We start from the raw sequence: 22589 nt of genomic DNA, 5'->3' as shown, positions 1-22589 counted from the left end.
TAACAATATAACGTATTATGGAACCTAAGAAAAATCCGAAGGCTAATTTGAATAGAAACAGTGTTTTGTTTCTTCAACTTGGTCTTGTACTAGTTCTATTTATTACCTGGAGGGCGATTGAGTGGAAAACTTATGACCCAGACAACATAGATATAGGACAGGTGAATATGGACGCCCTTGATGAGGAGGATGTGCCTATTACAGAAATGCAGAATACGCCACCTCCACCTCCACCACCGCCACCGGCACCAGAGGTTATCGAGGTAGTGGAAGATGAAGAGGAAGTGGAAGAAGACGAAATTCAGTCTACAGAAACCAATCTTGATGAGATCGTAGAAGTGGAAGAAGTTGTTGAGGCTCCTGTAGAGGAAGAAGTAGAAGATGTTCCATTTGCGGTAATTGAAGATGTGCCGATCTTCCCAGGTTGTGAAAACCTGAGAAATAATGATGAGCGTAAAAAGTGTATGAGTGAAAAGATCTCTAAGTATGTGAACAAAGAGTTCGATACAGATCTTGGAGCTGAACTTGGATTAAGCGGTATCAACCGTGTGATCGTTCAATTTAGAATTGATGAAAAAGGTAATATTGGTCAGGTTAGAGCTCGTGCTCCACACCCAAGACTTGAGCAGGAAGCTGCACGAGTGATCAACAGTTTACCTAAAATGAAACCAGGTAAGCAGCGTGGTAAACCGGTTGGAGTTATGTACTCTCTTCCAATTGCCTTTAAAGTGCAGGACTAGGTTTCCTTTCTATAATATTTAAATCCCGGCTATTAATTGGCCGGGATTTTTTATTTTATGTAAATTCACTTTCTGAAAAACTGTATATTACACCCATAAATAATAGGCCCCCGAACGTATGAAGTATATCTTACTTCTCCTTTTTATAAATTTAAGTTTTCAGATCACCGCCCAGGATGTTAATTTATCTTCAGAGATATATCCTGAATTTCCCGAATGTGAGAATATAGATTATGAGGATCAGGCGCAATGTTTTAACCAGACCCTGGTGAATTATATCATCTCTACTTTTCAAACTCCAGAAATCGTTGAGACCGAAAATTATAAGGGTCAGCTTACTATTATTTTTGAAGTAGATGAAGAAGGAAGATTTCAACTTATATACCTTGATGCCGCTTATGAAGAGCTTAAGGAGGAAATAAAGAGGGTCTTCGAAAGTCTGCCTGTTATTAAACCTGCCAATTATAATGGCCGGCCGGTACATATGCAATTTAAGATGCCTTTGAGAATTCCTATTCAGGAAAACACTACTGTACAGCAACTGGAGAAAGGAGAGGAGATAGCTCTGAAAAGTGAAGACTCCTTAGAGGAGCCAGAGGAAGATAATATACTTACCGAATATGAAAGAATTCAGTCTGATAAATTTACCAGTCCCGAATATTCCAGTGAGCTGAATATCCCGTTATCTCATGAATATTACTCCAGATTTGATGCGCAATTAAATCAAATTGGGACAAATACGCATTCTGCCTCCAAACCTTTACTCTTTTCTGAAGTGAACAGGTACTATGATTTTGAGGAGCACCGGAATGAATTACTGCAAAATAGATCTACCTGGGCTGGCAGGAAGTTATGGAATGAACATTTGGTGAGATTTCAAACAGATAAATACTGGTTTACTCTGGATCCCGGATTTGATCTGCAGATAGGAAAGGATTTTGAGCAGACAGACCATGATTTCACCTATAATAACGGTAGGCAATTTATAGTTCAGGGTGGACTTGGTAAGAATTTCAATTTCTATTCTGTTATCTATGAAAGCCAGGGGAGATTTGCCGAATACTATAATCGCTATGCTGAATCAATAAGGCCTGCTGGTGGTGATCCAGCGATAGTTCCTGGTAGAGGCGTTGCCAAAACTTTTATGGATGAAGGTTATGATTACCCGGTTGCTGAGGGTTATTTGTCATTTACTCCTGCTGAATTTATTAATATTCAGTTTGGTCATGGTAAGAATTTTATCGGGGATGGTTACAGATCCCTAATATTGAGCGATAATGCTTCGCCGTATCCTTATTTGAAGCTGAATACAAATTTCTGGAAACTGAAATATACCAATACCTGGATGTCTTTAAGGGATGTAAGGCCTGCCGTTGTAAATAGCGGTTCTTACAGAACAAAATATATTGCCAATCATTACCTGAGTCTGAACGTTACCAAAAGGCTGAATTTAGGTTTCTTTGAATCTGTAATGTGGGAAAATGACAATGATCGTGGTTTTGATATTAATTATTTGAATCCTGTTATTTTTTATCGTGCTATCGAATTTGCTACGGGTGCTGATGGTGGTAATGCTATTATTGGTCTTACAGGGAAATATAAATTTTCCAACAACATGTATGCTTACGGGCAATGGCTGATAGATGAATTTTCGTCAGGAGATGTATTTGGAGGGGAAGGAAGTTGGAAAAATAAACTTGGATTTCAGTTAGGTCTTAAATATTTCAATGCCTTCAATGTTGAAAACTTGTTCCTGCAGGCAGAGTATAACCAGGTGCGGCCATATGCATATTCACATAATTCCATAACCCTCAATTATGGTCATAATAATCAGTCGATGGCTCATTTATGGGGTGCGAATTTTAGAGAGTTCATAGCTGTAGCGCGATATAAGCAGGATAGAATGTATGGTTCTGCAAAGGTGATCTTTGGTGAACGTGGTTTTGATTTTTCTGAAAAAGAAGATTATTACGGCCAGGATATTTACAGGACCGAAGAGGACAGGCCTTTTGATACAGGTGTAGAAATAGGGCAGGGTAACACTACTAATTCAATTTATACCGAATTTGAAGCAGGTTATATAGTGAATCCAACTACAAATTTAAAGTTGTTCGCCAGCTTTATTTATCGTGATTTTGATACGCAAACTAATACTACGGCTAATTTTGATAATTCAACAGCCTGGATCAATTTTGGATTAAGAACCGATATTTTTAACTGGTACTTTGATTATTAGTGATTTTCACCTCTGAAAATTAACACATTGCCTTCCTTGTTAAAACCTAATTAAGGAGTATCTTTGCGCCAGTTAAAAAAAAGCTTTTTTTGAGCAACACACGCGTACATACTTCCAGCGCTTCCATTCTGTCAGATTTTAAGGAAATTACAAAGATGAGGCTTGCTATTAGCGTAGTCTTTTCCTCTGTTGCAGGTTATTTTTTAGGCGCAGATAATATAGATTTTGTAGTGGTCACTTTGTTGGCTATTGGCGGTTACCTGATGGTAGGAGCTTCCAATGCCTATAACCAGATCATTGAAAAGAATCTTGATGCCTTGATGGATAGGACCAAGAACAGGCCTTTACCTGCTGGTAGAATGACCAATACTGTAGCCTTTACTATTGCCAGTATATTTACTGTTTTAGGTTTGGTGGTGCTTTATGTGATCAATCCGAAAACAGCGATGTTCGGTGCGATAAGTATATTTTTATACGTAAGTATATATACCCCATTAAAAACCAAAACTCCACTTTCGGTTTTTGTAGGGGCATTTCCAGGAGCTATTCCTTTTATGTTAGGATGGGTAGCCGCAACGGGTAAATTCAGTATTGAGCCGGGTACTTTGTTCATGATACAGTTCTTCTGGCAATTTCCGCATTTCTGGGCTATTGGCTGGTGGTTATTCGATGATTATAAAAAAGGTGGCTTCTTTATGCTGCCAACAGGGAAGCGTGACCGCGGGACTGCGATCCAGGTAATTCTTTATACCTGCTGGACCATATTGGTTTCTTTGATCCCGGTGTTTGGAGTAACCGGTAAACTTTATCTCACACCGGTATCGGGCGTTATTATCCTTGTATTAGGATTAGGTATGCTTTATTACGCGATTAGATTATTTAAGGAAAAGACAGCTGAGGCTGCTAAAAAATTAATGTTTGCCAGTGTTTCCTATATCACACTGTTGCAGATTGTATACGTATTAGATAAATTTATTAGACAATGGATTTAACTCAGGGATCTGACGAAAAGAAACGTGGCCGGGCAAAGAAAATGATGCTCTGGTTTGGGATTGTAAGTATGACCATGACATTTGCCGGGCTTACCAGTGCTTATGTAGTTAGTAAGAACAGGCCAGACTGGTTGAATGACTTCGAGCTACCCATGGCTTTTCTCTGGAGTACGATCGTGATCATAGCCAGTAGTTTTACGCTTTATTTGAGTAAAAGGATGATCCTGAGCGGAAACAGAAAAAATGCGAGTGCGTTTTTAATAGGTACTTTGATCCTGGCGATCCTCTTTATCGTCTTTCAATTTTATGGATTTAGTGATATTTTAAGTCAGGGATATTGGTTTACAGGAGCAGAAAGTACCGTGACCACTTCCTTTATATATATCCTTGTATGTGTGCACTTAGCGCACCTTATGGCAGGTATAATTGTACTTCTGGTTCTAATTTATAACCATTTTAAACAACGTTACAAAGTGGGGCAAATGCTTGGGTTTGAGCTCGGTGAGACTTTCTGGCATTTTGTAGATGCGCTTTGGATATTTTTGATTTTGTTTTTCTATTTCTATAGATAATAAAAATGCGTATTTTTGCGCATCCTTTAACATTAAAATACTTCTATGGAGGCGACTGTCGTTAGAACAGGCACAGAAGGAAAAACCTGGGGTGGTGGTAATGAACCACTAAAAGCAAGTTACGGAAAAATGATGATGTGGTTTTTCATCCTTTCCGATGCTTTGACATTTTCAGGATTCCTTGCCGCTTACGGTTTTTCAAGATTTAAATTCATCGATTCATGGCCAATCGCAGATGAGGTGTTCACCCACTTCCCGTTTTTACATGGAGTAGACGCTCCAATGTACTACGTGGCATTGATGACATTTATCCTTATTTTTTCTTCGGTAACTATGGTACTAGCGGTAGATGCCGGTCACCATATGAAGAAAGGAAAGGTTACAATTTATATGTTCCTTACCATTATTGGTGGTCTCGTTTTCGTAGGGTCTCAGGCATGGGAATGGAAAAACTTTATTAGTGGAGAATATGGAGCTGTTACAACCAAAGGTGGTAATATTCTTCAGTTCATAGATGGAGAAGGTGAGCGTGTAGCTCTTTCGGAAATTGCAGTGCCTATCGCTGGAGACAGAGTTGAGCATGAAAGCAATAATGGTATCTGGTTTGACACTGGTAAAGACCTTCCAACATATAGTCTTGATGAAGTGAAAGCAGGATTTATCCAGAATGAAGATCTTCTTATTAGAACTCAACAATTGGCAGAGGATGGTTCTAAAACCATTCTTTCCAGAGAGGAATCATTAATGAAACTTAATAACGAAGCTATTGGAACCGTAGAAGGTGCTAACCTGGTTCAAAATGAATATGGAGCTCCGTTATTTGCAGACTTCTTTTTCTTTATTACAGGTTTCCACGGTTTCCACGTATTTTCTGGTGTGATCATAAATATCATTATTTTCTTTAACGTGATCATAGGAACTTATGATAGACGTGGAAGTTACGAGATGGTTGAAAAAGTTGGTCTTTACTGGCACTTTGTAGACCTTGTTTGGGTATTTGTATTTACATTCTTTTACCTGGTATAATTCAGAAATAATTTATTATGGCTCACGATACTACGCATCAACACGGATCAGCAACTAAAAGGATCTGGACAGTTTTCGCAATACTTTCGGTAGTAACAATTGTAGAGGTTGTCTTTGGAATACTTAAACCAGCATTCTTAACAGATACTTTCCTTTTAGGGATGAGATTACTTAACTGGATCTTTATAATCCTAACAATTTATAAAGCATATTATATTGCATGGGCTTTCATGCACCTGGAGCACGAAACTAAAGGCCTAAGAAGAGCAATCGTATGGACATCGATCTTTTTGATTTCCTATTTGATATTTATCCTTCTTACTGAAGGTGGATATATACACGATGTTTATAGAAGCGGGCACGTTGCCTGGGATTTTTAACAAAAGTTAAAAGCATTGGAAAAGACGGTTTTGTTAAACCGTCTTTTTATTTTTGTACCCCCTTGCAAAACTGGTTTTTCTGCTTATGAAAAAGTTTCTGGTACTAGGAATTCTGTTCGCCCTGCCGATCACTGCATATTTGTTTTTTGCCTCTGGAAAGAACAATTTTGCCAAATTACCTGTTCTTACTGAAAATGTTCAGGATATCACCTCCTTTGAATCTAACACGGGAGACCCCATCAGCTTTAAAGATCATATAAGTGTAGTCGCCTTCTTCGGCTCAGATCTTGAAAATATCAAGGGAAACACCTTTAATTTAGATAAAAAGATACTGGAGAAATATTACGACTTCGATGATTTTCAATTCGTGATTATCCTGCCTAAGGATGCCAAAGATGAAACCAGTGAATTTGTTGAAGAGTTCAAAAAGATCAGTGAATCTTCCAAGTGGAAAATAGCTTATTCAGATCTTCAAGATATTCAGAAAGTATTTGCAAGCTTCCAGACTCCCCATAAATTGGATAAAAGCGGTCATACTCCTTATGTATTCATTGTTGATAAATCTGGCAATCTTCGCGGAAGAGATGATGATGAGGAATATGGAAAGGTTTATGGGTATGATTCAAGGGATGTGGCAGAGCTTAACAATAAAATGAATGATGATGTAAAAGTGATATTGGCCGAATATCGTCTTGCTTTGAAAAAGAACAATCCTGAACGAAAGAAATAATAGAAATGAAAAATTATTCATACGTAGGTATTTCACTTGTTATTCTAATTTTCGGAATAATCTTTATACCCAAGATAATTGATAGGATAAATGATGATGAAGTGGTTTCTTCAGACAGGTTGAATCAGAAAAGGGAGAAATCTACAAAGGATAAGGGTGAGCCGCTTTCTTATATTGTTTTAGATGGTGAAAAGAAAAAGGCTCCGCAATTTGAATTTATAAATCAAAATGGTGATACCATCTCTAACGAAGATTATGATGGTAAGGTTTACCTGGTAGAGTTCTTCTTTACTACCTGCCCTACGATTTGCCCTATCATGAATAAGAATCTTGTAGAGATCCAGCAGGAATTAAAAGGAGAGAAAGATTTTGGAATTGCATCTTTCTCTATAGATCCTTCTCATGATACTCCAGAAGTTCTGTCTGAATATGCAGATAATTATGGAATTGATGGCACTAACTGGAATCTTATGACCGGGGACAGGGAAAAAATATATGCTTTAGCGAATCAGGGCTTCGGATTATATGCAGGTGAAGATGCTAATGCCGCTGGAGGTTTTGCTCACCAGGGAATGTTTGCGCTGGTAGACCAGGATGGTTATATAAGATCTAGAAAAGATCAGTTTGGGAATCCGTTAATATATTATCGTGGTTCAGTTGAAAGAGATAAAAGCTTGGCTAAAGGGGAAGAAGGTCCGCAAATTGAAATATTAATAGAAGATATAAAGAAATTACTGTGAAGACCGCTTTAAAAAGTTCAGATAAAATAGCAGTGCCGGTGATAATTGCCTTGTCTATCGCTGTGCCTGTGATCGTCTTGGTATTAATGTTATTGCCAGAGCGATATAATATTTTTGGTACAGACTCCATGACCTTTCCATTATTCCATGGAATCCTTAATTTTCTAACAGCGATCTTGTTAATAGTCGGTTATTTCTTCATGAAAGCTGAAAAATATGTTCAGCACAGGAATACTATGATCACAGCTTTTGGTCTTTCGGCAATCTTTCTGGTTAGTTATGTGCTTTCTAAGATAAGTAACGAGCCTGTGCCTTACGGTGGTGATGGTATGCTTAGATATGTATATTTCTTTATTCTTATAACCCATATTGTCTTATCAGGAATTATAGTGCCTTTGGTGCTTTTTACTATGTACAGGGGGCTAAGCGGTCAATATAAAAAACATTCCAAAATAGCTCGATGGACCTTTCCAATTTGGTTATATGTTGCTGTAACCGGAGTGATGGTGTTTTTATTTATGATGCCATATTATTAAAATTCATCATAATTAATTAATTTTGAGCCAGTTAAATTAGAGGGTAATGAAGAGAAATAATATTAAATACATTTTATTAATCTTTACGATTCTTTTGTTTTTACCTGAGTTGGCCCAGGCCCAATGCTCAATGTGTCGTGCTGTACTGGAAAGTGAAGCAGACCAGAGTACAGCTAAAGGTATTAACGATGGTATTATCTATCTAATGATATTTCCCTATTTGTTAATTGGGGGAGTTGGCTACTTTATTTACAGATCCAGAAAAAATAAGCCAAAAGCACCCTAAACCTACGGTCATTTGTAAAGTTTAGGTTAAGAAATTATAGTTTTTACTAAAAAAACTGTAACATTTCATTTTTTCATCAGTCTTATTAAATAGGGAGTCATTTTCCTGTTTAATAACCATCAATCATGATTGAAATTTCTAATCTTCACAAGTCCTATAAAATGGGTGCCAATTCATTGCACGTGTTAAAAGGGATCAACTTTAGTGTCGCCGAGGGCGAATTGCTATCCATTATGGGATCTTCAGGATCCGGAAAATCAACCTTACTTAATATTCTTGGGATGCTGGATGAGGCTGATGAAGGCTCTTATATCCTCGATGGTGTGCCTATCAAGAATCTTAACGAGAAAATTGCAGCGAAATACCGTAATAAATTCCTGGGCTTTATTTTTCAGTCGTTTAACCTTATAGGGTACAAGACTGCACTCGATAATGTGGCTTTGCCATTATATTATCAGGGTCTATCTCGCGGTGAAAGAACAGACAAGGCGATGAGTTACCTGGAAAAGGTTGGTCTGGCCGACTGGTCTGGACATTTACCTAATGAACTTTCAGGAGGTCAAAAACAGAGAGTAGCTATCGCCAGAGCCCTGGCGAGCGATCCAAAAGTTTTGCTTGCAGATGAGCCCACAGGAGCTTTAGATACCAAGACTTCTTATGAAGTGATGGATCTTATTCAGGAGATCAATGACGAAGGACGTACCATTCTTGTGGTAACCCATGAACACGACATCGCCCAGATGACCAAAAGGATCGTTAATCTTAAGGATGGTGTTATAATAGAGGATACCGTAGTTTCACAGGTAAGAGCGTTGGAAAATGTTTGATTTAGACAGATGGGAAGAGATCTTTGAAACTATTCGGAAGAACAAATTACGCACGTTTCTAACTGGTCTTTCTGTAGCTTCAGGGATATTTATCCTGGTAGTGTTACTGGGTATAGGTGAAGGAATGCGTAATGGTATTTCCCGTGAGTTTGAACAGGATGCTTCCAACTTAATTTTTGTTTGGCCTGGAGTTACCTCTGTAGAATATAAGGGTCTTAACCCGGGCCGGCGTATCCAGATGAAGAACGAAGACTTTAACCAGATTTTATTGCTTTATGGTGACAAAATCGATAAAACAGCTTCGACCTATCAAAATTGGGGATTTGTTCTTTCCTATGGAAAGGAAAATGGTTCATACGATGTAAGGGGAACTTTCCCTGCTTACCAGGAATTAGAAAATATTTCGTTGACTTCAGGAAGGTTTATCGATATGAACGATATCGATAATTCTGAAAAAACCATGGTGATTGGGCACAGAATGAAACTCGATCTGTTTAAAGATGAAGATCCAATTGGAAAAATGGTTCAGGTTTCTGGAGTGAACTTTAAAGTAGTTGGGGTTTATACAGACCCGGGTGGAGAAAGAGAGGAATCCAGGGCAGTAATTCCAATTACTACAGCACAGAAGGCTTTTGGCGGCGGAAACAATATAGATAGGCTCTATATCACTTTAAAGCCTGAAGATAGTTTTGATGAAGCAGTAGCAGTTTCCACTCAGTTCTCAACTGAATTAAGTGAGTTTTTAAAATCAAGACATACAGTAGCTCCAGATGACAATAGTGCTATTCATATTAATAATAGTCTGGAAAATGCCAAGAGGTTCTTTACACTTATGGATATGATTAAATATTTCTTCTGGGGCGTAGGGATCTGTACAATTATAGCAGGCGTCGTTGGAGTAAGTAATATTATGCTCATTATCGTAAAAGAAAGAACCAGGGAGATAGGAATTAGAAAAGCTCTGGGCGCTCAGCCATTAAGCATCATTGGAATGATTCTTCATGAATCCATTTTTGTCACAGCAATAGCAGGTTTTGCAGGACTAATCTTTAGTTTGACTCTATTGGAGTTTATTGGGCCTGCAATCGAAACCCAATATATCTATAATCCTACCGTGAACTTTACTGTAGCTATAAATACAGTGGTAATACTTGTTATAGCAGGAGCAGTTGCCGGCTTCTTCCCGGCATGGCGTGCAGCAAGAATTAAACCTATAACCGCTTTAAGAGACGAATAATATGTTTAGTAGAGATCGTTGGAGTGAAATTATAGAGGCGCTGACCTCAAATTGGTTTAGAACTGTGCTTACGGCATTTGGAGTACTATGGGGTATCTTTATCCTTGTAATTCTCCTGGCTGCAGGTAAGGGCCTGGAAAATGGCGTTAAACAGGGGTTTAGTGGTATAGCTACCAACACTATGTTCATGTGGACCCAGGTGGCTTCAAAACCATATAAAGGCATGCCTAAAGGAAGGCGTTACAATTTCGAAATTGATGATGTAACCGCGATAAAGGGCCAGGTGCCTGGGCTTAGATTTGTATCCCCAAGAAATCAACTTGGAGGTTTTGGTGGAGCGAACAATGTAGTTCGTGGTTTGAATACCGGGGCATTTAATGTCTACGGAGATTATCCTGAGATTATTCAGCAGGAACCCATGGATATCACTTCTGGAAGGTTTTTGAACTATTCTGATATCAATGAAAAACGCAAGGTTGCCATCATTGGTGAAGGGGTGAAAACCGCACTTTACGAAATTGGAGAAGATCCGCTTGGAACCTATATTAAGATCAACGGGGTTAATTTCATGGTGATAGGTACTTACAAGAAAAAAAGCCAGGGTGGTGATGCAGAAGAAGGTCAGAAGGAAATTTATGTGCCTTTCACAGCTTTTTCGCAGGCTTTTAATCGCGGAAATGAAGTAGGCTGGATGGCTATTACCGCGAAAGATGGTAATTCCATTACCAATTTGAAAAATGATATCATAGAAATAGTAAAAAGCCGTCATACCATACATCCTGAGGATGACAGGGCCGTAGGGAATTTTGACCTTTATCAGGAATATAGCAAGGTGAACGGACTTTTTATAGCGCTTAAAGCGGTAGCCTATTTCGTGGGTGTACTGGTGCTTCTATCAGGAATTATCGGGATTAGTAATATAATGTTGATCGTAGTTAAGGAGCGAACCAATGAAATTGGGGTACGCCGTGCACTTGGTGCCACACCATGGTCTATAAGAGGACAGATCCTTATGGAATCTATTTTCCTAACCATTATTTCTGGGATGGCAGGTATTATCCTGGCTACCGGAGTGATCTGGCTGGTGAATTTACAATTGAGCCAGATGGATACTTCAGAAATGATGTTCCTTAATCCTTCAGTAAACCTTGGAGTAGTAATGGTCGCTTTATCAATTTTAATTATTTCCGGTTTACTGGCCGGACTTATCCCGGCGCAGCAGGCTATAAAAGTGAAACCTGTAGATGCCTTGAGAACTGAGTAATATTTAACACTAATACAATCAAAAAATGAAAAAATTTGTAACCATCGGAATTTTAGTATTTATCGCCGTGACCTTTGTTGGGGCATTATACTATTTATATCAGAAGAACCAGGAGGATCCGGTTGTTTATGAGACCGAAGAACCTACTGAACAGACTATTATTAAGAAGACTGTTGCCACAGGAAAGATTGTTCCTAAAGAAGAGGTTCTCATCAAGCCGAACATTTCTGGAATTATCGATGAAATCTATATTGAAGCAGGTGATCGCATCAAAGCCGGAGACCTTATCGCTAAGATCAGGGTGATCCCTAATGTATCTTCTTTGCAAAGTGCGAAAGATAATGTGGCTACTGCTAAGATCAACCTGGATAATGAGAAGAAGGTTTTTGAAAGACAAAAAGAACTTTATGATAAAGGAGTGATCTCTGCCAATGATTTTGATGCAGCTGAAGTTAGTTATAAAAGGGCGGAGCAGAATTACAGATCTGCACAACAGAATTATGAGATCGTGAGAACCGGTACTACCAGTGGGATTGGTAGCGCGGCGAATACTCTAATTAGATCTACCGTAGAAGGAATGGTGCTGGATGTGCCGGTTAAAGCTGGAAACCAGGTAATTGAGAGCAATAACTTCAACGATGGTACTACAATTGCCACCCTGGCAGATGTCAATGAAATGATCTTTGAAGGTAAAGTGGACGAAAGTGAAGTAGGGAAGATCAAAGAAGACTTACCACTAGAAGTTACTGTAGGTGCTATTGAGAATAAATCTTTTAATGCTGTATTAGATTATATCGCTCCGAAGGGAGTAGAGGATAATGGTGCGATTCAATTTGAGATCAAAGGAACTTTAGACAAGGCCGATACTACTTTTATTCGTGCAGGTCTTAGTGCCAATGCATCGATCATTCTTGCCCGTGCAGATAGTGTTCTGGCAATTAAAGAGGCACTGGTTCAGTTTGATCCTGAAACCAAAGAACCTTTTGTTGAGGTGATGACGGGTGACCAGGAATTCAAAAAACAAAATGTTGAGCTAGGTGTGAGCGACGGGATTAACGTTGAGGTTAAAAGCGGGGTGAAGAAAGGGGACAAGATCAAAGTTTGGAACCAGATTAAACCTGCGATGAATATTGCTCAGAACTAGAAATTTTATTCAGTGTGTAACAACCTGCACATTTCACAGACATATCTTACAGAATTATATTATGAAGAATTTTAGCTTACTAGCCACACTATTGCTTTTTTCCAGCGTTCTTACTGCTCAGCAGAAGGAATGGACTCTGGAAGAATGCGTGAATTACGCGTTAGAAAATAACATCCAGGTTAAACAAACAGAGCTGGATGTCGAGCTTTCAGATATAGAGAAACGCGATGCGATCGGGAATTTTGTTCCGAATTTAAATGCACAGGCTACCAATGCCTGGAATACAGGTTTAACGCAAAGTGCAACCACAGGTATCCTTGTAAATCAAACCGTTAGAAACTTTTCTGCCGGGGTTACCGCGGGATTAACCTTATTTGACGGTCTAAGGAACTTCAAGCAACTTCAAAGAGCAAAGATCTCAAAACTATCCAACCAGTATTCACTGGATAAAATGAAAGATGATATTGCGCTTTTTGTTGCAGATGCTTATCTACAGGTGCTTTTTAATAAACAGAACCTGGAAGTTTTGCGAGCTCAGAACCAGATCACCCAGGAACAACTTGGAAGAACTCAGGATCTTGTAGACGCAGGAGTTCTTCCGGAGGGAGACCTTTTGGAGATTAGAGCAACGATGGCTGATGAAAAGCAAAGAATGATCCTGGCTGAAAACCAGATCCAGATCTCTTTGATCAGTCTTGCGCAAACCTTAGCGATCCAGGATTATCAGAATTTTGATATAGTAGATAGAGATTATGATATTTTTGGAAATGAAATTCTTGAAAATTCAGTTTATGAAGTGATCGAAAAGGCAAAAGAAGAGCGCTCCGAGATCAGAATTGCAGAGGCAAATAAGAAATTGGCTGAAATGGATGTTGAAATCTCTAAAGGTGCATATTTGCCAACTTTAAGTGCCTTCTTTAATTATAATACCAGGGAAACCGGCCAGGAAAGAATTATAGGGACAGAAGTTGATCCTGATAATCCAACACGTACCATAGGATTTGTTGAGGGAACCAATCAGCAAGTATTAACAGGAAATACCATTCCTGTTCTGGGACCACCACGTCCATTCTTTGATCAGATATATATAAATGATGGTATTACTTATGGTTTCCAGTTGAATGTGCCAATTTTGAACGGTTTTACAACAAGAAACCAGGTTCGTAGAAATGAAGTGAATGTAAAGCGTGCCGAATATCAATTGGAGCAGGCCGAGCTGGATCTTGAGGCAAATGTGTACCAGGCGTATACAGATGCCAATGGTGCGTTTGAAGCTTATGAGGCGGCATTGGTAGCTTCAGAAGCACAAGCAAAGGCTTTTGAATATGCAACAGAACGTTATGATGTTGGTTTAACAAATGCCTTTGATTTTAGCCAGGCTAAGATCAGATATGAGAATACACAAAGAGAAGCTCTCAGAGCTAAATATGATTATATTTTCAAAGTGAAAGTAGTTGAACTATATTTTGGAATTCCAGTAAGGGATTTAAAATTCTAATTAAATGAATAAAAAGACACTTTTCATCATCATTGGGGTAATATTGGCCTTGGTTGTTTTATTGGTAATAGGAAAAAAAGCAGGTTGGTTTGGTGGCTCGGCAAACGTTAAGGAAGTCGAGATCACCCAGGTAGAGCCAATCGATATTACTGAAACTGTTTCAGCCACCGGAAAAATTCAGCCTGAAGTTGAGGTAAAGTTATCTTCTGAAGTGTCTGGAGAAATTATCGAGTTGCCGGTCGTGGAAGGGCAGGCAGTAGAGAAAGGTGATCTTTTAGTTAGGATCAATCCTGATATTTATCAGTCCAGCCTTCAAAGGGTTAGGGCTGGTTATCAGAATTCTAAAGCCAATTACGCCCAAACTCAGGCCAACCTTAAGCAGGCCGAAGCAGATTATAACCGAAACAAGAAGCTCTTCGAAAAAGGTGTGATCTCTAAGGCAGAATGGGATGGAATCGTGTCTAATTACGAAATGGCAGAAGCTAACAAGGAATCTGCCTACTTCAGCATGCAGAGTAGTGCGGCTACGGTGACCGAAGCTCAGGATAACCTTTCCCGTACTAATATTTACGCTCCTATGACCGGGACCATTTCTAAACTGGATGCCGAATTAGGGGAGAGGGTAGTAGGAACACAGCAAATGGCAGGGACTGAAATTCTTCGTGTGGCCAATTTGGAAAACATGGAAGTTGAGGTAGATGTAAATGAAAATGATATTGTAAAGGTATCAGTTGGAGATTCCACGATTGTTGAGGTGGATGCCTATTTAGGAAAAGAATTTAAGGGAGTTGTGACCGAAATTTCTAATACCGCAGATAATACCCTTACTACAGATCAGGTTACCAACTTCAAGGTAAAGGTTAGGATTCTAAAGGAATCTTATGTAGACCTGATGGAGGGTAAGCCTGAGAATTTTTCACCATTTAGACCTGGAATGACTGCTACGGTAGATATCATTACCAATAAAAGAATGAATGTGATAGGGGTTCCTATTAGTTCTATAGTTATTAAAAGCGATACCACTTCAACCAAAAAATCTTTTGAAATAAAGAAGGAGGATGAAAATGAAGAAAAGTTTGAGTGTGTATTTGTAAAAGATGGGGAAAAAGCTAAACTTCGCGTCGTAGAAACCGGGATTCAGGACGACTCTCATATTGAGATCACAAAAGGTCTTGTAGATGGGGATGTGGTCATCACCGGTCCATACAGTACCGTAACCAAAAGCCTTGATTCCGGCGACGAGATCGAGGTGAAGGAAGAGGGAAAAGAGGAAAAGGAAACTGAATAAACTTAGGCGATTTGGCACTTATTTTATGTCTTGAGACAGCGACCACGAATTGTTCTGTGGGCTTAGCGAAGGATGGCAAACTGTTGGCTTTGAAAGAAGATAATAGTAAGAACTATTCTCATGCTGAGAAACTGCACATTTTTATAAACGTAGTACTTAAAGAAGCTGGTTTTTCTACCCGTGATCTTGACGCCATCGCTATTAGTAAAGGCCCCGGTTCCTATACCGGTTTAAGAATTGGAGTTTCCTCGGCCAAGGGACTTTGTTATTCTCTTGATATTCCACTTATTTCAGTACCTACTTTAGATCTACTTGCGGCTAAGCTGAGGGGAGACCAGGGAATTATTATTTCCATGCTCGATGCCAGAAGGATGGAAGTGTATTCTGCAGTTTACGATTCAGGTCTTAAACAAATTAGAGATACTAAGGCCCAGGTTCTTGATGAATTTGCTTTCGCTGAATATCTTGAAAAATCAAAGGTGCATTTTATTGGAAATGGGGTGGCGAAATTTGAGGAGGTCTGCAAACATCCTAATGCTGTTTTCCATACCCAGCAATATCCTTCAGCAAAGGAAATGGTTGAAATCGCTGAATTAAAGCATCAAAAAAGCGACACCGAAGATGTCGCTTATTTTGAACCTTATTATTTAAAAGATTTTATTGCCGGTTAAGATCTACTCAGACTGTTTTTCTCTTTCAGTACCTTTCATCTTGGTTTGATCATATAGATAAACATCTCTTTGTGGATATGGAATTGTCATTCCTGCTTCTTCCAGTCTTATTTTACCTTCTTCGATCATGTACCAGTGAATATCCCAGAATACCGCATTTGGAGCGAAATATCTTACTGAGAAATTGACCGAACTGTCCCCTAGCTCTGCTACCAGTACTTGAGGAGCGGGATCTGTAAGTATATCCTTTTGTTCTTTTACAAGATTAGTAAGCACTTCCTTAGCTTTCTTAATATCATCATCATAAGATATTCCGAAAGAAAGATTTTCTCTACGGGTACCGTTAAAGCTATAGTTAATGATATTGTCATTACTTAGTTGCCCGTTAGGAACGACTGCACGCTGGTTCCCAAAGGTATCGATCTTAGTGTAGAAAAGAGATATCTCTGCAACGCTACCAGATACTCCCTGAGCTTCTATCCAGTCACCAACTTTAAAGGGTTTTAATACTATAATAAGTACACCACCGGCAAGATTGGAAAGTGATCCCTGTAATGCCAGACCAATTGCTAAACCTGCAGCACCAATCGCGGCTACAAGCGAAGCACTTTCAACTCCCAGCTGTGTGATCACCAGAACAAATAATATGATCTTTAAGCCCCAGCTAGCCGCATTTAACGTGAATTTCTCCAGTGTAGGATCGTAATCTTTTTTATCAAATAACTTTCTAAGATACCCTACAATTAATTTAATAACCCATAAACCTACGAGTAACAGTACAATAGCGCCAAGTAAGGTAGGTAAATAATCTATGAATTTACCAGCATACTCTTTAGCGATATCCCTGTAGTCATTTAGCTTTTCCATATTTTTTGTTAGTTAATTTTTAAACCCTAATTGTAAAAAAATAGAGCTTATTTCCTGTTTAAATTATGTTAAACTTCCGAGATCAGTGGCATAGCGTCCGATACATTCTCTACCGGTAACTGGCAACTTCCTTCTTTACAAATATAAATTAGATCTTTTCCTTTTACCAATCTGTCTTTTAAAAGCGCCAGGTCTGAATCCAGATTTGTGGCAGCTATAACTGTATTTGGCAGATATTTTTCCAGAAATACACGGGCTGTTTTTTTAAAGTTTTCACCGGTAATCGCAATTTCGTAGAATGGAAAACTGAAATTCATCATCAGGTCCAGCCAGTTGGAATGTGATTGGGGATATTCAGGGATCTTATCTGTGATATTATGAAGCATTTTTTCAGCTCTTTCAACATGAGAGTTATTACCAGTTAATTTTCCAAACCGAAACAGGTTTTTTGCCATTTCTGAATTGGAGGCCGGGATAACATTGTCGCTGATCTCGATTGTTTTTGTTACCAATGGCCTATCCTGAGCGGAGGTGAAAAAGTATAATTCTGAAGTTTCATCGTAGAAATCCTTACGGACTATTTCAAAAAGTTCTTCAGATTTTTCCAGGTATTTGAGATCGAAAGTAGTTTCATAAAGATCTAGAAATGCAGAGATCGTAAAAGCATAGTCTTCAAGATATCCATTTATGCTGCTTTTACCGTTCTTGTAGCTATGGTATAGACGCCCGTTTTTCTGGATTTGGTTTTTTAGTATGAAACCGGCACTATTAACCGCGACCTCTAGATATTCCCGTTTTCCAAAGGCTTTATATGCTTCACAATATCCGCTAATCATCAACGCATTCCAGGAGGTAAGCGATTTGTCGTCGAGTCCTGGTTTCTCCCTTTTGGATTTTTCTTTTTTGAGTTTTTTATGACATTCGTGGATCCTCTTTTTCAATTCATCTAAAGTGATTTCAAATTCAGAAGCGATAGTCTCCCTTTTCTTTGTTCTTATCAGGACATAATTATTTTCTTCCCACTTGCCGTAGTTGTTGATATTATAATATTCAGAGAATAATTGAAAATCGTCCTTTAGAATATCCTGCAATTGAGGTTTGGTCCAGACATAATACGCACCTTCTTCTTTAACGCCTTTATCGTTCTCGCTGTCTGCATCCAGCGCCGAATAAAATGCATTAGAAGGATCGGTCATTTCACTGGCGATAAAATTAAGGGTATCTTCAACCACCTCTTTATACCAGTCATCTTTAGTGATCTTATAGGCTTTGGAATACAACCGCACCAATTGTGCATTGTCATACAACATCTTTTCAAAATGAGGAACATGCCATCTTTCATCTACCGAGTACCTGGAGAATCCACCTTCTATTGGATCATAGACGCCGCCCCAGGAGATCTTGTCTAGAGTTAGGAGACAGTGCTCCATCAATTCTTTGTCTGAATTCTGATGAGCATATCTCATAAGGAATTCGAAATTATTAGGCATCATGAATTTTGGTGATCTCTGATATCCTCCATTCTTAGAATCAAAGGAACGTTTCCATTTCTCAATAATAGGGATGAAAAAATCACGATGAAAACTATTTAAATCCTGATTAGGCTCGATGATTTGAATTTGCTGTAAGCCCTTCTCAAGCTGATCAGCATAATCTATCATTTTTTCCGGTTGATTTTTATATAAATGCGCAATCTGCTTTAAGGCATCCTTCCATTGTTCTTTCCTGAAATAGGTTCCTCCCCATACTGGACGACCATCTGGTAAGGCAACAACGTTCATTGGCCAGCCACCCATTCCCGTCATTACCTGTACTGCATTCATGTAGACCTGATCGATATCTGGTCTTTCTTCCCGGTCTACTTTAATGCAAACATAATTTGAGTTCATGATCTCAGCCACAGCTTCATCTTCAAAACTCTCGTGTTCCATCACATGACACCAGTGGCAGGCTGAATAGCCCACACTTATTAAAAGCAGTTTATTCTTTTCCTGCGCTTCCTCCAGAACGGCATCATTCCAGGCCTTCCAGTTCACCGGATTGTGAGCGTGCTGAAGCAAATATGGACTGCTTTCGTGAATAAGATCATTGGTGTATTCTGCTGATTTCTGGCTCATATAAATGTTTGAGAATTAAAGATATTGAGGAAAGAGGGCAAAAACTAGCCGAAAACCCTAAAATTAGTATAATATCAAAGCAAACTGAAATGGGTTTTGTATTATTAATCTTTTAATAACTTTAAAGCTCAGCCGGTTAATGGAAAAAACAACAATTTTGCTGGTTGATAATTGATCTGTTTATGGAAGATATTTACATAGTGATGCTAGTGGCCCTTTTTGCCCTTGCGATTACAGATTTGGTGGTTGGAGTAAGCAATGACGCTATCAATTTTCTAAATTCTGCTATAGGTTCAAAAGCAGTTTCTATGCGAACCATCATGATAGTCGCAAGTATAGGAGTAGCTGTTGGTGCGATATTCTCCAGTGGATTGATGGAAGTGGCTCGTAAAGGTATTTTTATGCCGGGTCAATTTTATTTTGAAGAGATCATGATCATTTTTATGGCGGTCATGATCACTGATGTATTACTACTAGACTTTTTTAATTCCCTTGGGCTTCCTACTTCTACCACCGTTTCTATAGTATTCGAATTGCTAGGTGCCGCAGTTTGTATGGCAGCTATCAAAATATATACACAGGGAGACGGCGATCTGGCTGCATTAACGCAATATATAAATACCGCCAAAGCAACCGAGATCATCGTAGGTATTCTGATGGCGGTAGTGATCGCTTTCCTTATAGGAGCGATCGTTCAGTATGTTTCCCGTTTAGTGTTTTCCTTTCAGTTTGAGAGAAAGATGAAATATGTAGGAGCTATTTTTGGAGGTCTCTCCCTAACGGCTATCCTTTATTTTATCCTTATTAAAGGGATGAAGAGTGTTCCTTATATTTCTCAGGAAACCATGGACTATGTAAATACACATACGGTCTTAATTGTCCTTATTGGGTTAGTTCTATTTACAGGAATCTCGCAGTTTCTAATGAGTGTTTTAAAGATCAATATTCTAAGAACTATCATTATCATAGGAACCTTTGCATTAGCCCTGGCTTTCGCGGGAAATGACCTGGTGAATTTTATTGGAGTTCCTATTGCTGCCTGGCAGTCCTTTGATCTTTGGCAAACGGCAAATGCAGCTACCGGAGTTTTACCTTCAGAATTTTCCATGACCGGCCTTTCCGGAAGCGTCCCAACCCCAGAAATACTTTTGATCGCAGCTGGAGCGGTTATGGTAATTACGCTTTGGTTTTCCAGTAAAGCACGATCGGTGGTTGATACCGGAATAAATCTTTCCAGGCAAGGGGATGCGGTAGAAAGGTTTGAGCCTAACTGGTTATCCCGTGGAATTGTAAGATATTCAGTTCTTTTTGGGAATGCTATTAGCACCGTTCTACCTGAGAGAATGCGGACTAGGATCGAAAATAAATTTGATAAACCTTCAGCCCATTCCAGGAGTAAGAGATTTGATGCTCCTGCCTTCGATATGGTACGCGCTTCAGTAAATCTAGTGGTAGCAAGTGTCTTGATTTCAATAGGTACAAATATGAAGTTGCCGCTGTCAACTACCTACGTGACCTTTATGGTAGCAATGGGTACTTCGCTGGCAGATAGGGCCTGGGACAGGGAAAGTGCTGTTTACAGGGTTGCCGGAGTTCTAAATGTGATTGGTGGCTGGTTTGTAACTGCCATCGTTGCCTTCACCGCTGCCGCTATCTTTGGTGCGATTATATATTTTGGGGGAGCCATCGCACTGGCGGTCCTTATTATTGTTGCATTGGTTCTTGTGGTTAGAAGCGGAATTATTCATTCCAGAAAAGCAAAAGAAGAGCAGACCAGAAAAAGGTTTAAAAAAAGTGATATCATTACGATCAATGAGATAACCTCTGAAACCTCTGAAAATATTTCGAATGTGATTGGGGGTATAAACAAGATGTACTCTAAAACAGTAGACCAGTTAGGCTATTACGACCTAAGTAAACTGAAAAAGAATTATAAAAGGATAGAAAAACTGGAGACCGAGGTAGATGAATTAAAAGATAATATCTTCTATTTCATTAAATCGCTAGATGAAGACTCAGTTGAAGCCAGTAAATTCTATATACTCACTTTGGATCATTTACAGGACATGGTTCAGTCTATTGGCTTTATAACCAGAAACAGTTACAATCACGTACATAATAACCATAAGAATCTAAAATTCAATCAAATTCGGGATCTTAAAAAGGTGGATGATAAGATGCAGATCCTTTTTGATGAGATCACCGAAACTTTCGATAACCATGAATTCGGGAATATCGATAATCTTTTAAGCGAGAAGCAGGATCTTATGGAATATGTAAGTGACCTTATTCAGAAACAGATACAAAGGATCCGTACTTCAGAATCCAGCCCGAAGAATACAAAACTTTATTTCGGGATTTTACTGGAGACAAAAGATCTTATTGGATCAACCATGAGTTTACTGCAACTTTTTCAGGAATTCTATAACGAAGCCAGAACAACTACTTATTAAAAACAAAAAATCCCTTTATAAAAAGGGATTTTTACTTTGAGCTGTTTTTTATCAGTGCTAGCCGTTAATAGCCTCCACATATTCTACTTTTCCTCTTAGCATATCTCTAAGCATGGTTTCAATTCCACTTTTTAAGGTCATGGTGGAAGACGGGCAGCCGCTGCAAGCTCCCTGTAGAATTACCTTTACTGTTTTACTTTCTTCATTGTAGCTTTCAAAAAGAATATTTCCTCCGTCACTAGCTACTGCCGGTTTAATATATTCATCAAGGATAGCCACGATCTGTTGTGAGGTGTCATCCATTTTTTCGAAATCTGCCTTCTTGGTTTCAGCTATTTCTGCATTGGCAGACTTGGAAGTTTCAACACTTTCTTTAGTAAGCACTTCATTTCCTTCTTCCAGGTAATTTCTGATGAATTCCCGAAGTTCCATAGTGATCTCTTCCCAGCTGGCCACGTCGTACTTTTGTATAGAAACGTAATTCTCATCGATAAAAACCTCTTTTACGAACGGAAAATGGAAAAGTTTCTGAACCAGCGGAGCATCTTTAGCGTCATCAATATTCTTGAATTCAGCAGCGTGCAGAACCAGTTTCTTGTTGGCTACGAATTTCATCACCGCGGGGTTCGGGGTACTTTCGGCATACACAGTAACCGGTACTTTCCCAGTTTGTGTCTTTGTTTCCTTAATAACTTCTCCGCCTTTATTAAGATAGGTTTTGATCTGTTCAGCAACTTCTTCCTGAACATCTGCCCAATCTACAATGTCATATTTTTCTATCGCGATAAAATTCTGAGCGATATAAACCGTTTTAACAAAAGGTAGATAGAATAATTGTTGTGCAAGAGGAGATTTCGCCGCTTCATCTATGTTTTTGAATTCATAGTTTTCGTGACGGGTAAGGAATTTATCAGCTTCAAATTTTACAATTGAAGCCGTGGTGGTTGGAACTATATTTATAGTGAAATCTTTCATCTCAAAATTT

At 38.9% G+C, this 22589-nt stretch carries 21 protein-coding genes; 18 read left to right on the top strand and 3 right to left on the bottom strand.

The genetic code is table 11. The features are described 5' to 3' along the window. The first annotated feature begins 17 nt into the window (after positions 1–17). The 17 genes from G3I01_RS02135 (at position 18) to tsaB (ending at position 16167) form a co-directional block, all read left to right on the top strand. Positions 18–740, top strand: a complete 723-nt coding sequence (locus tag G3I01_RS02135) for an energy transducer TonB (protein WP_219550644.1) — start codon at positions 18–20, stop codon at positions 738–740. A 118-nt stretch (positions 741–858) separates the two neighbouring features. Next, positions 859–2976, top strand: a complete 2118-nt coding sequence (locus tag G3I01_RS02130; RefSeq protein WP_219550642.1) for a gliding motility protein RemB — start codon at positions 859–861, stop codon at positions 2974–2976. 89 nt (positions 2977–3065) lie between these two features. Further along, positions 3066–3968 (top strand): heme o synthase, encoded by a 903-nt coding sequence (gene cyoE / locus G3I01_RS02125; protein ID WP_219550640.1) that lies wholly within the window; start codon positions 3066–3068, stop codon positions 3966–3968. Further along, positions 3959–4540 (top strand): cytochrome c oxidase subunit 3, encoded by a 582-nt coding sequence (locus G3I01_RS02120; protein ID WP_219550638.1) that lies wholly within the window; start codon positions 3959–3961, stop codon positions 4538–4540. Before cyoE ends, G3I01_RS02120 begins: the two co-directional genes overlap by 10 nt. Before the next feature lie 45 nt (positions 4541–4585). Continuing rightward, positions 4586–5566 (top strand): cytochrome c oxidase subunit 3, encoded by a 981-nt coding sequence (locus G3I01_RS02115; protein ID WP_219550636.1) that lies wholly within the window; start codon positions 4586–4588, stop codon positions 5564–5566. A 17-nt stretch (positions 5567–5583) separates the two neighbouring features. Next, a complete protein-coding gene (locus tag G3I01_RS02110) occupies positions 5584–5946 on the top strand; it encodes a cytochrome C oxidase subunit IV family protein (protein WP_219550634.1) in 363 nt (120 codons plus the stop codon). Positions 5947–6031: 85 nt separating this feature from the next. Further along, positions 6032–6676 (top strand): hypothetical protein, encoded by a 645-nt coding sequence (locus G3I01_RS02105; RefSeq protein WP_219550633.1) that lies wholly within the window; start codon positions 6032–6034, stop codon positions 6674–6676. 5 nt (positions 6677–6681) lie between these two features. Further along, positions 6682–7416, top strand: a complete 735-nt coding sequence (locus G3I01_RS02100; RefSeq protein WP_219550632.1) for an SCO family protein — start codon at positions 6682–6684, stop codon at positions 7414–7416. Then, entirely contained in the window at positions 7413–7952 is a 540-nt protein-coding gene (locus G3I01_RS02095; RefSeq protein WP_219550631.1) for a DUF420 domain-containing protein, read from the top strand. Before G3I01_RS02100 ends, G3I01_RS02095 begins: the two co-directional genes overlap by 4 nt. A gap of 46 nt (positions 7953–7998) precedes the next feature. Next, positions 7999–8238: a hypothetical protein gene (locus tag G3I01_RS02090; RefSeq protein ID WP_219550630.1), complete on the top strand. Its 240-nt coding sequence runs from the start codon at positions 7999–8001 to the stop codon at positions 8236–8238. 125 nt (positions 8239–8363) lie between these two features. Beyond that, positions 8364–9065, top strand: a complete 702-nt coding sequence (locus G3I01_RS02085) for an ABC transporter ATP-binding protein (protein ID WP_219550628.1) — start codon at positions 8364–8366, stop codon at positions 9063–9065. After that, a complete protein-coding gene (locus tag G3I01_RS02080) occupies positions 9058–10302 on the top strand; it encodes an ABC transporter permease (protein ID WP_219550627.1) in 1245 nt (414 codons plus the stop codon). The genes G3I01_RS02085 and G3I01_RS02080 overlap by 8 nt, the downstream gene beginning before the upstream one ends. 1 nt (position 10303) lies before the next feature. After that, positions 10304–11566, top strand: coding sequence for an ABC transporter permease (locus tag G3I01_RS02075; protein WP_219550626.1), 1263 nt, complete (start codon positions 10304–10306; stop codon positions 11564–11566). Between the two features lie 25 nt (positions 11567–11591). After that, the gene (locus G3I01_RS02070) at positions 11592–12710 is read left to right on the top strand and encodes an efflux RND transporter periplasmic adaptor subunit (protein ID WP_219550625.1); all 1119 of its coding nucleotides are present in this window, start codon (positions 11592–11594) and stop codon (positions 12708–12710) included. Between the two features lie 61 nt (positions 12711–12771). Further along, complete coding sequence (locus G3I01_RS02065) at positions 12772–14208, top strand: TolC family protein (RefSeq protein WP_219550624.1); 1437 nt, start codon at positions 12772–12774, stop codon at positions 14206–14208. Between the two features lie 4 nt (positions 14209–14212). Next, positions 14213–15496 (top strand): efflux RND transporter periplasmic adaptor subunit, encoded by a 1284-nt coding sequence (locus tag G3I01_RS02060; protein WP_219550622.1) that lies wholly within the window; start codon positions 14213–14215, stop codon positions 15494–15496. A gap of 11 nt (positions 15497–15507) precedes the next feature. Beyond that, on the top strand, positions 15508–16167 hold the full coding sequence (gene tsaB, locus G3I01_RS02055) for a tRNA (adenosine(37)-N6)-threonylcarbamoyltransferase complex dimerization subunit type 1 TsaB (RefSeq protein WP_219550621.1): 660 nt from the start codon (positions 15508–15510) through the stop codon (positions 16165–16167). Between the two features lie 3 nt (positions 16168–16170). On the opposite strand, the gene G3I01_RS02050 is transcribed toward tsaB, so the two are convergent. Together G3I01_RS02050 and G3I01_RS02045 are read right to left on the bottom strand one after the other, a co-directional pair. Then, positions 16171–17034: a mechanosensitive ion channel family protein gene (locus G3I01_RS02050; RefSeq protein ID WP_219550620.1), complete on the bottom strand. Its 864-nt coding sequence runs from the start codon at positions 17032–17034 to the stop codon at positions 16171–16173. Between the two features lie 68 nt (positions 17035–17102). Beyond that, positions 17103–19151, bottom strand: coding sequence for a thioredoxin domain-containing protein (locus G3I01_RS02045; RefSeq protein ID WP_219550619.1), 2049 nt, complete (start codon positions 19149–19151; stop codon positions 17103–17105). Between the two features lie 182 nt (positions 19152–19333). Here G3I01_RS02045 and G3I01_RS02040 point away from each other — a divergent pair, with 182 nt between their 5' ends. Then, the gene (locus G3I01_RS02040; protein ID WP_219550618.1) at positions 19334–21604 is read left to right on the top strand and encodes an inorganic phosphate transporter; all 2271 of its coding nucleotides are present in this window, start codon (positions 19334–19336) and stop codon (positions 21602–21604) included. 57 nt (positions 21605–21661) lie between these two features. Here G3I01_RS02040 and G3I01_RS02035 read toward each other — a convergent pair whose 3' ends face one another. Next, a complete protein-coding gene (locus G3I01_RS02035; protein ID WP_219550616.1) occupies positions 21662–22579 on the bottom strand; it encodes a NifU family protein in 918 nt (305 codons plus the stop codon). Positions 22580–22589 lie beyond the last annotated feature (10 nt).

The sequence above is a fragment of the Gramella sp. MT6 genome (assembly GCF_019357415.1).
Lineage (GTDB): Bacteria > Bacteroidota > Bacteroidia > Flavobacteriales > Flavobacteriaceae > Christiangramia.
This window is presented reverse-complemented; position numbering and strand designations above follow the sequence as displayed.

Bases quoted from the DNA above. Each gene is read 5' to 3' on its own strand.
- G3I01_RS02135 (WP_219550644.1), top strand. From the start codon at position 18: ATGGAACCTAAGAAAAATCCGAAGGCTAATTTGAATAGAAACAGTGTT.
- G3I01_RS02130 (WP_219550642.1), top strand. From the start codon at position 859: ATGAAGTATATCTTACTTCTCCTTTTTATAAATTTAAGTTTTCAGATC.
- G3I01_RS02120 (WP_219550638.1), top strand. From the start codon at position 3,959: ATGGATTTAACTCAGGGATCTGACGAAAAGAAACGTGGCCGGGCAAAG.
- G3I01_RS02115 (WP_219550636.1), top strand. From the start codon at position 4,586: ATGGAGGCGACTGTCGTTAGAACAGGCACAGAAGGAAAAACCTGGGGT.
- G3I01_RS02110 (WP_219550634.1), top strand. From the start codon at position 5,584: ATGGCTCACGATACTACGCATCAACACGGATCAGCAACTAAAAGGATC.
- G3I01_RS02105 (WP_219550633.1), top strand. From the start codon at position 6,032: ATGAAAAAGTTTCTGGTACTAGGAATTCTGTTCGCCCTGCCGATCACT.
- G3I01_RS02100 (WP_219550632.1), top strand. From the start codon at position 6,682: ATGAAAAATTATTCATACGTAGGTATTTCACTTGTTATTCTAATTTTC.
- G3I01_RS02090 (WP_219550630.1), top strand. From the start codon at position 7,999: ATGAAGAGAAATAATATTAAATACATTTTATTAATCTTTACGATTCTT.
- G3I01_RS02085 (WP_219550628.1), top strand. From the start codon at position 8,364: ATGATTGAAATTTCTAATCTTCACAAGTCCTATAAAATGGGTGCCAAT.
- G3I01_RS02080 (WP_219550627.1), top strand. From the start codon at position 9,058: ATGTTTGATTTAGACAGATGGGAAGAGATCTTTGAAACTATTCGGAAG.
- G3I01_RS02075 (WP_219550626.1), top strand. From the start codon at position 10,304: ATGTTTAGTAGAGATCGTTGGAGTGAAATTATAGAGGCGCTGACCTCA.
- G3I01_RS02070 (WP_219550625.1), top strand. From the start codon at position 11,592: ATGAAAAAATTTGTAACCATCGGAATTTTAGTATTTATCGCCGTGACC.
- G3I01_RS02065 (WP_219550624.1), top strand. From the start codon at position 12,772: ATGAAGAATTTTAGCTTACTAGCCACACTATTGCTTTTTTCCAGCGTT.
- G3I01_RS02060 (WP_219550622.1), top strand. From the start codon at position 14,213: ATGAATAAAAAGACACTTTTCATCATCATTGGGGTAATATTGGCCTTG.
- G3I01_RS02050 (WP_219550620.1), bottom strand. From the start codon at position 17,034: ATGGAAAAGCTAAATGACTACAGGGATATCGCTAAAGAGTATGCTGGT.
- G3I01_RS02045 (WP_219550619.1), bottom strand. From the start codon at position 19,151: ATGAGCCAGAAATCAGCAGAATACACCAATGATCTTATTCACGAAAGC.
- G3I01_RS02040 (WP_219550618.1), top strand. From the start codon at position 19,334: ATGGAAGATATTTACATAGTGATGCTAGTGGCCCTTTTTGCCCTTGCG.
- G3I01_RS02035 (WP_219550616.1), bottom strand. From the start codon at position 22,579: ATGAAAGATTTCACTATAAATATAGTTCCAACCACCACGGCTTCAATT.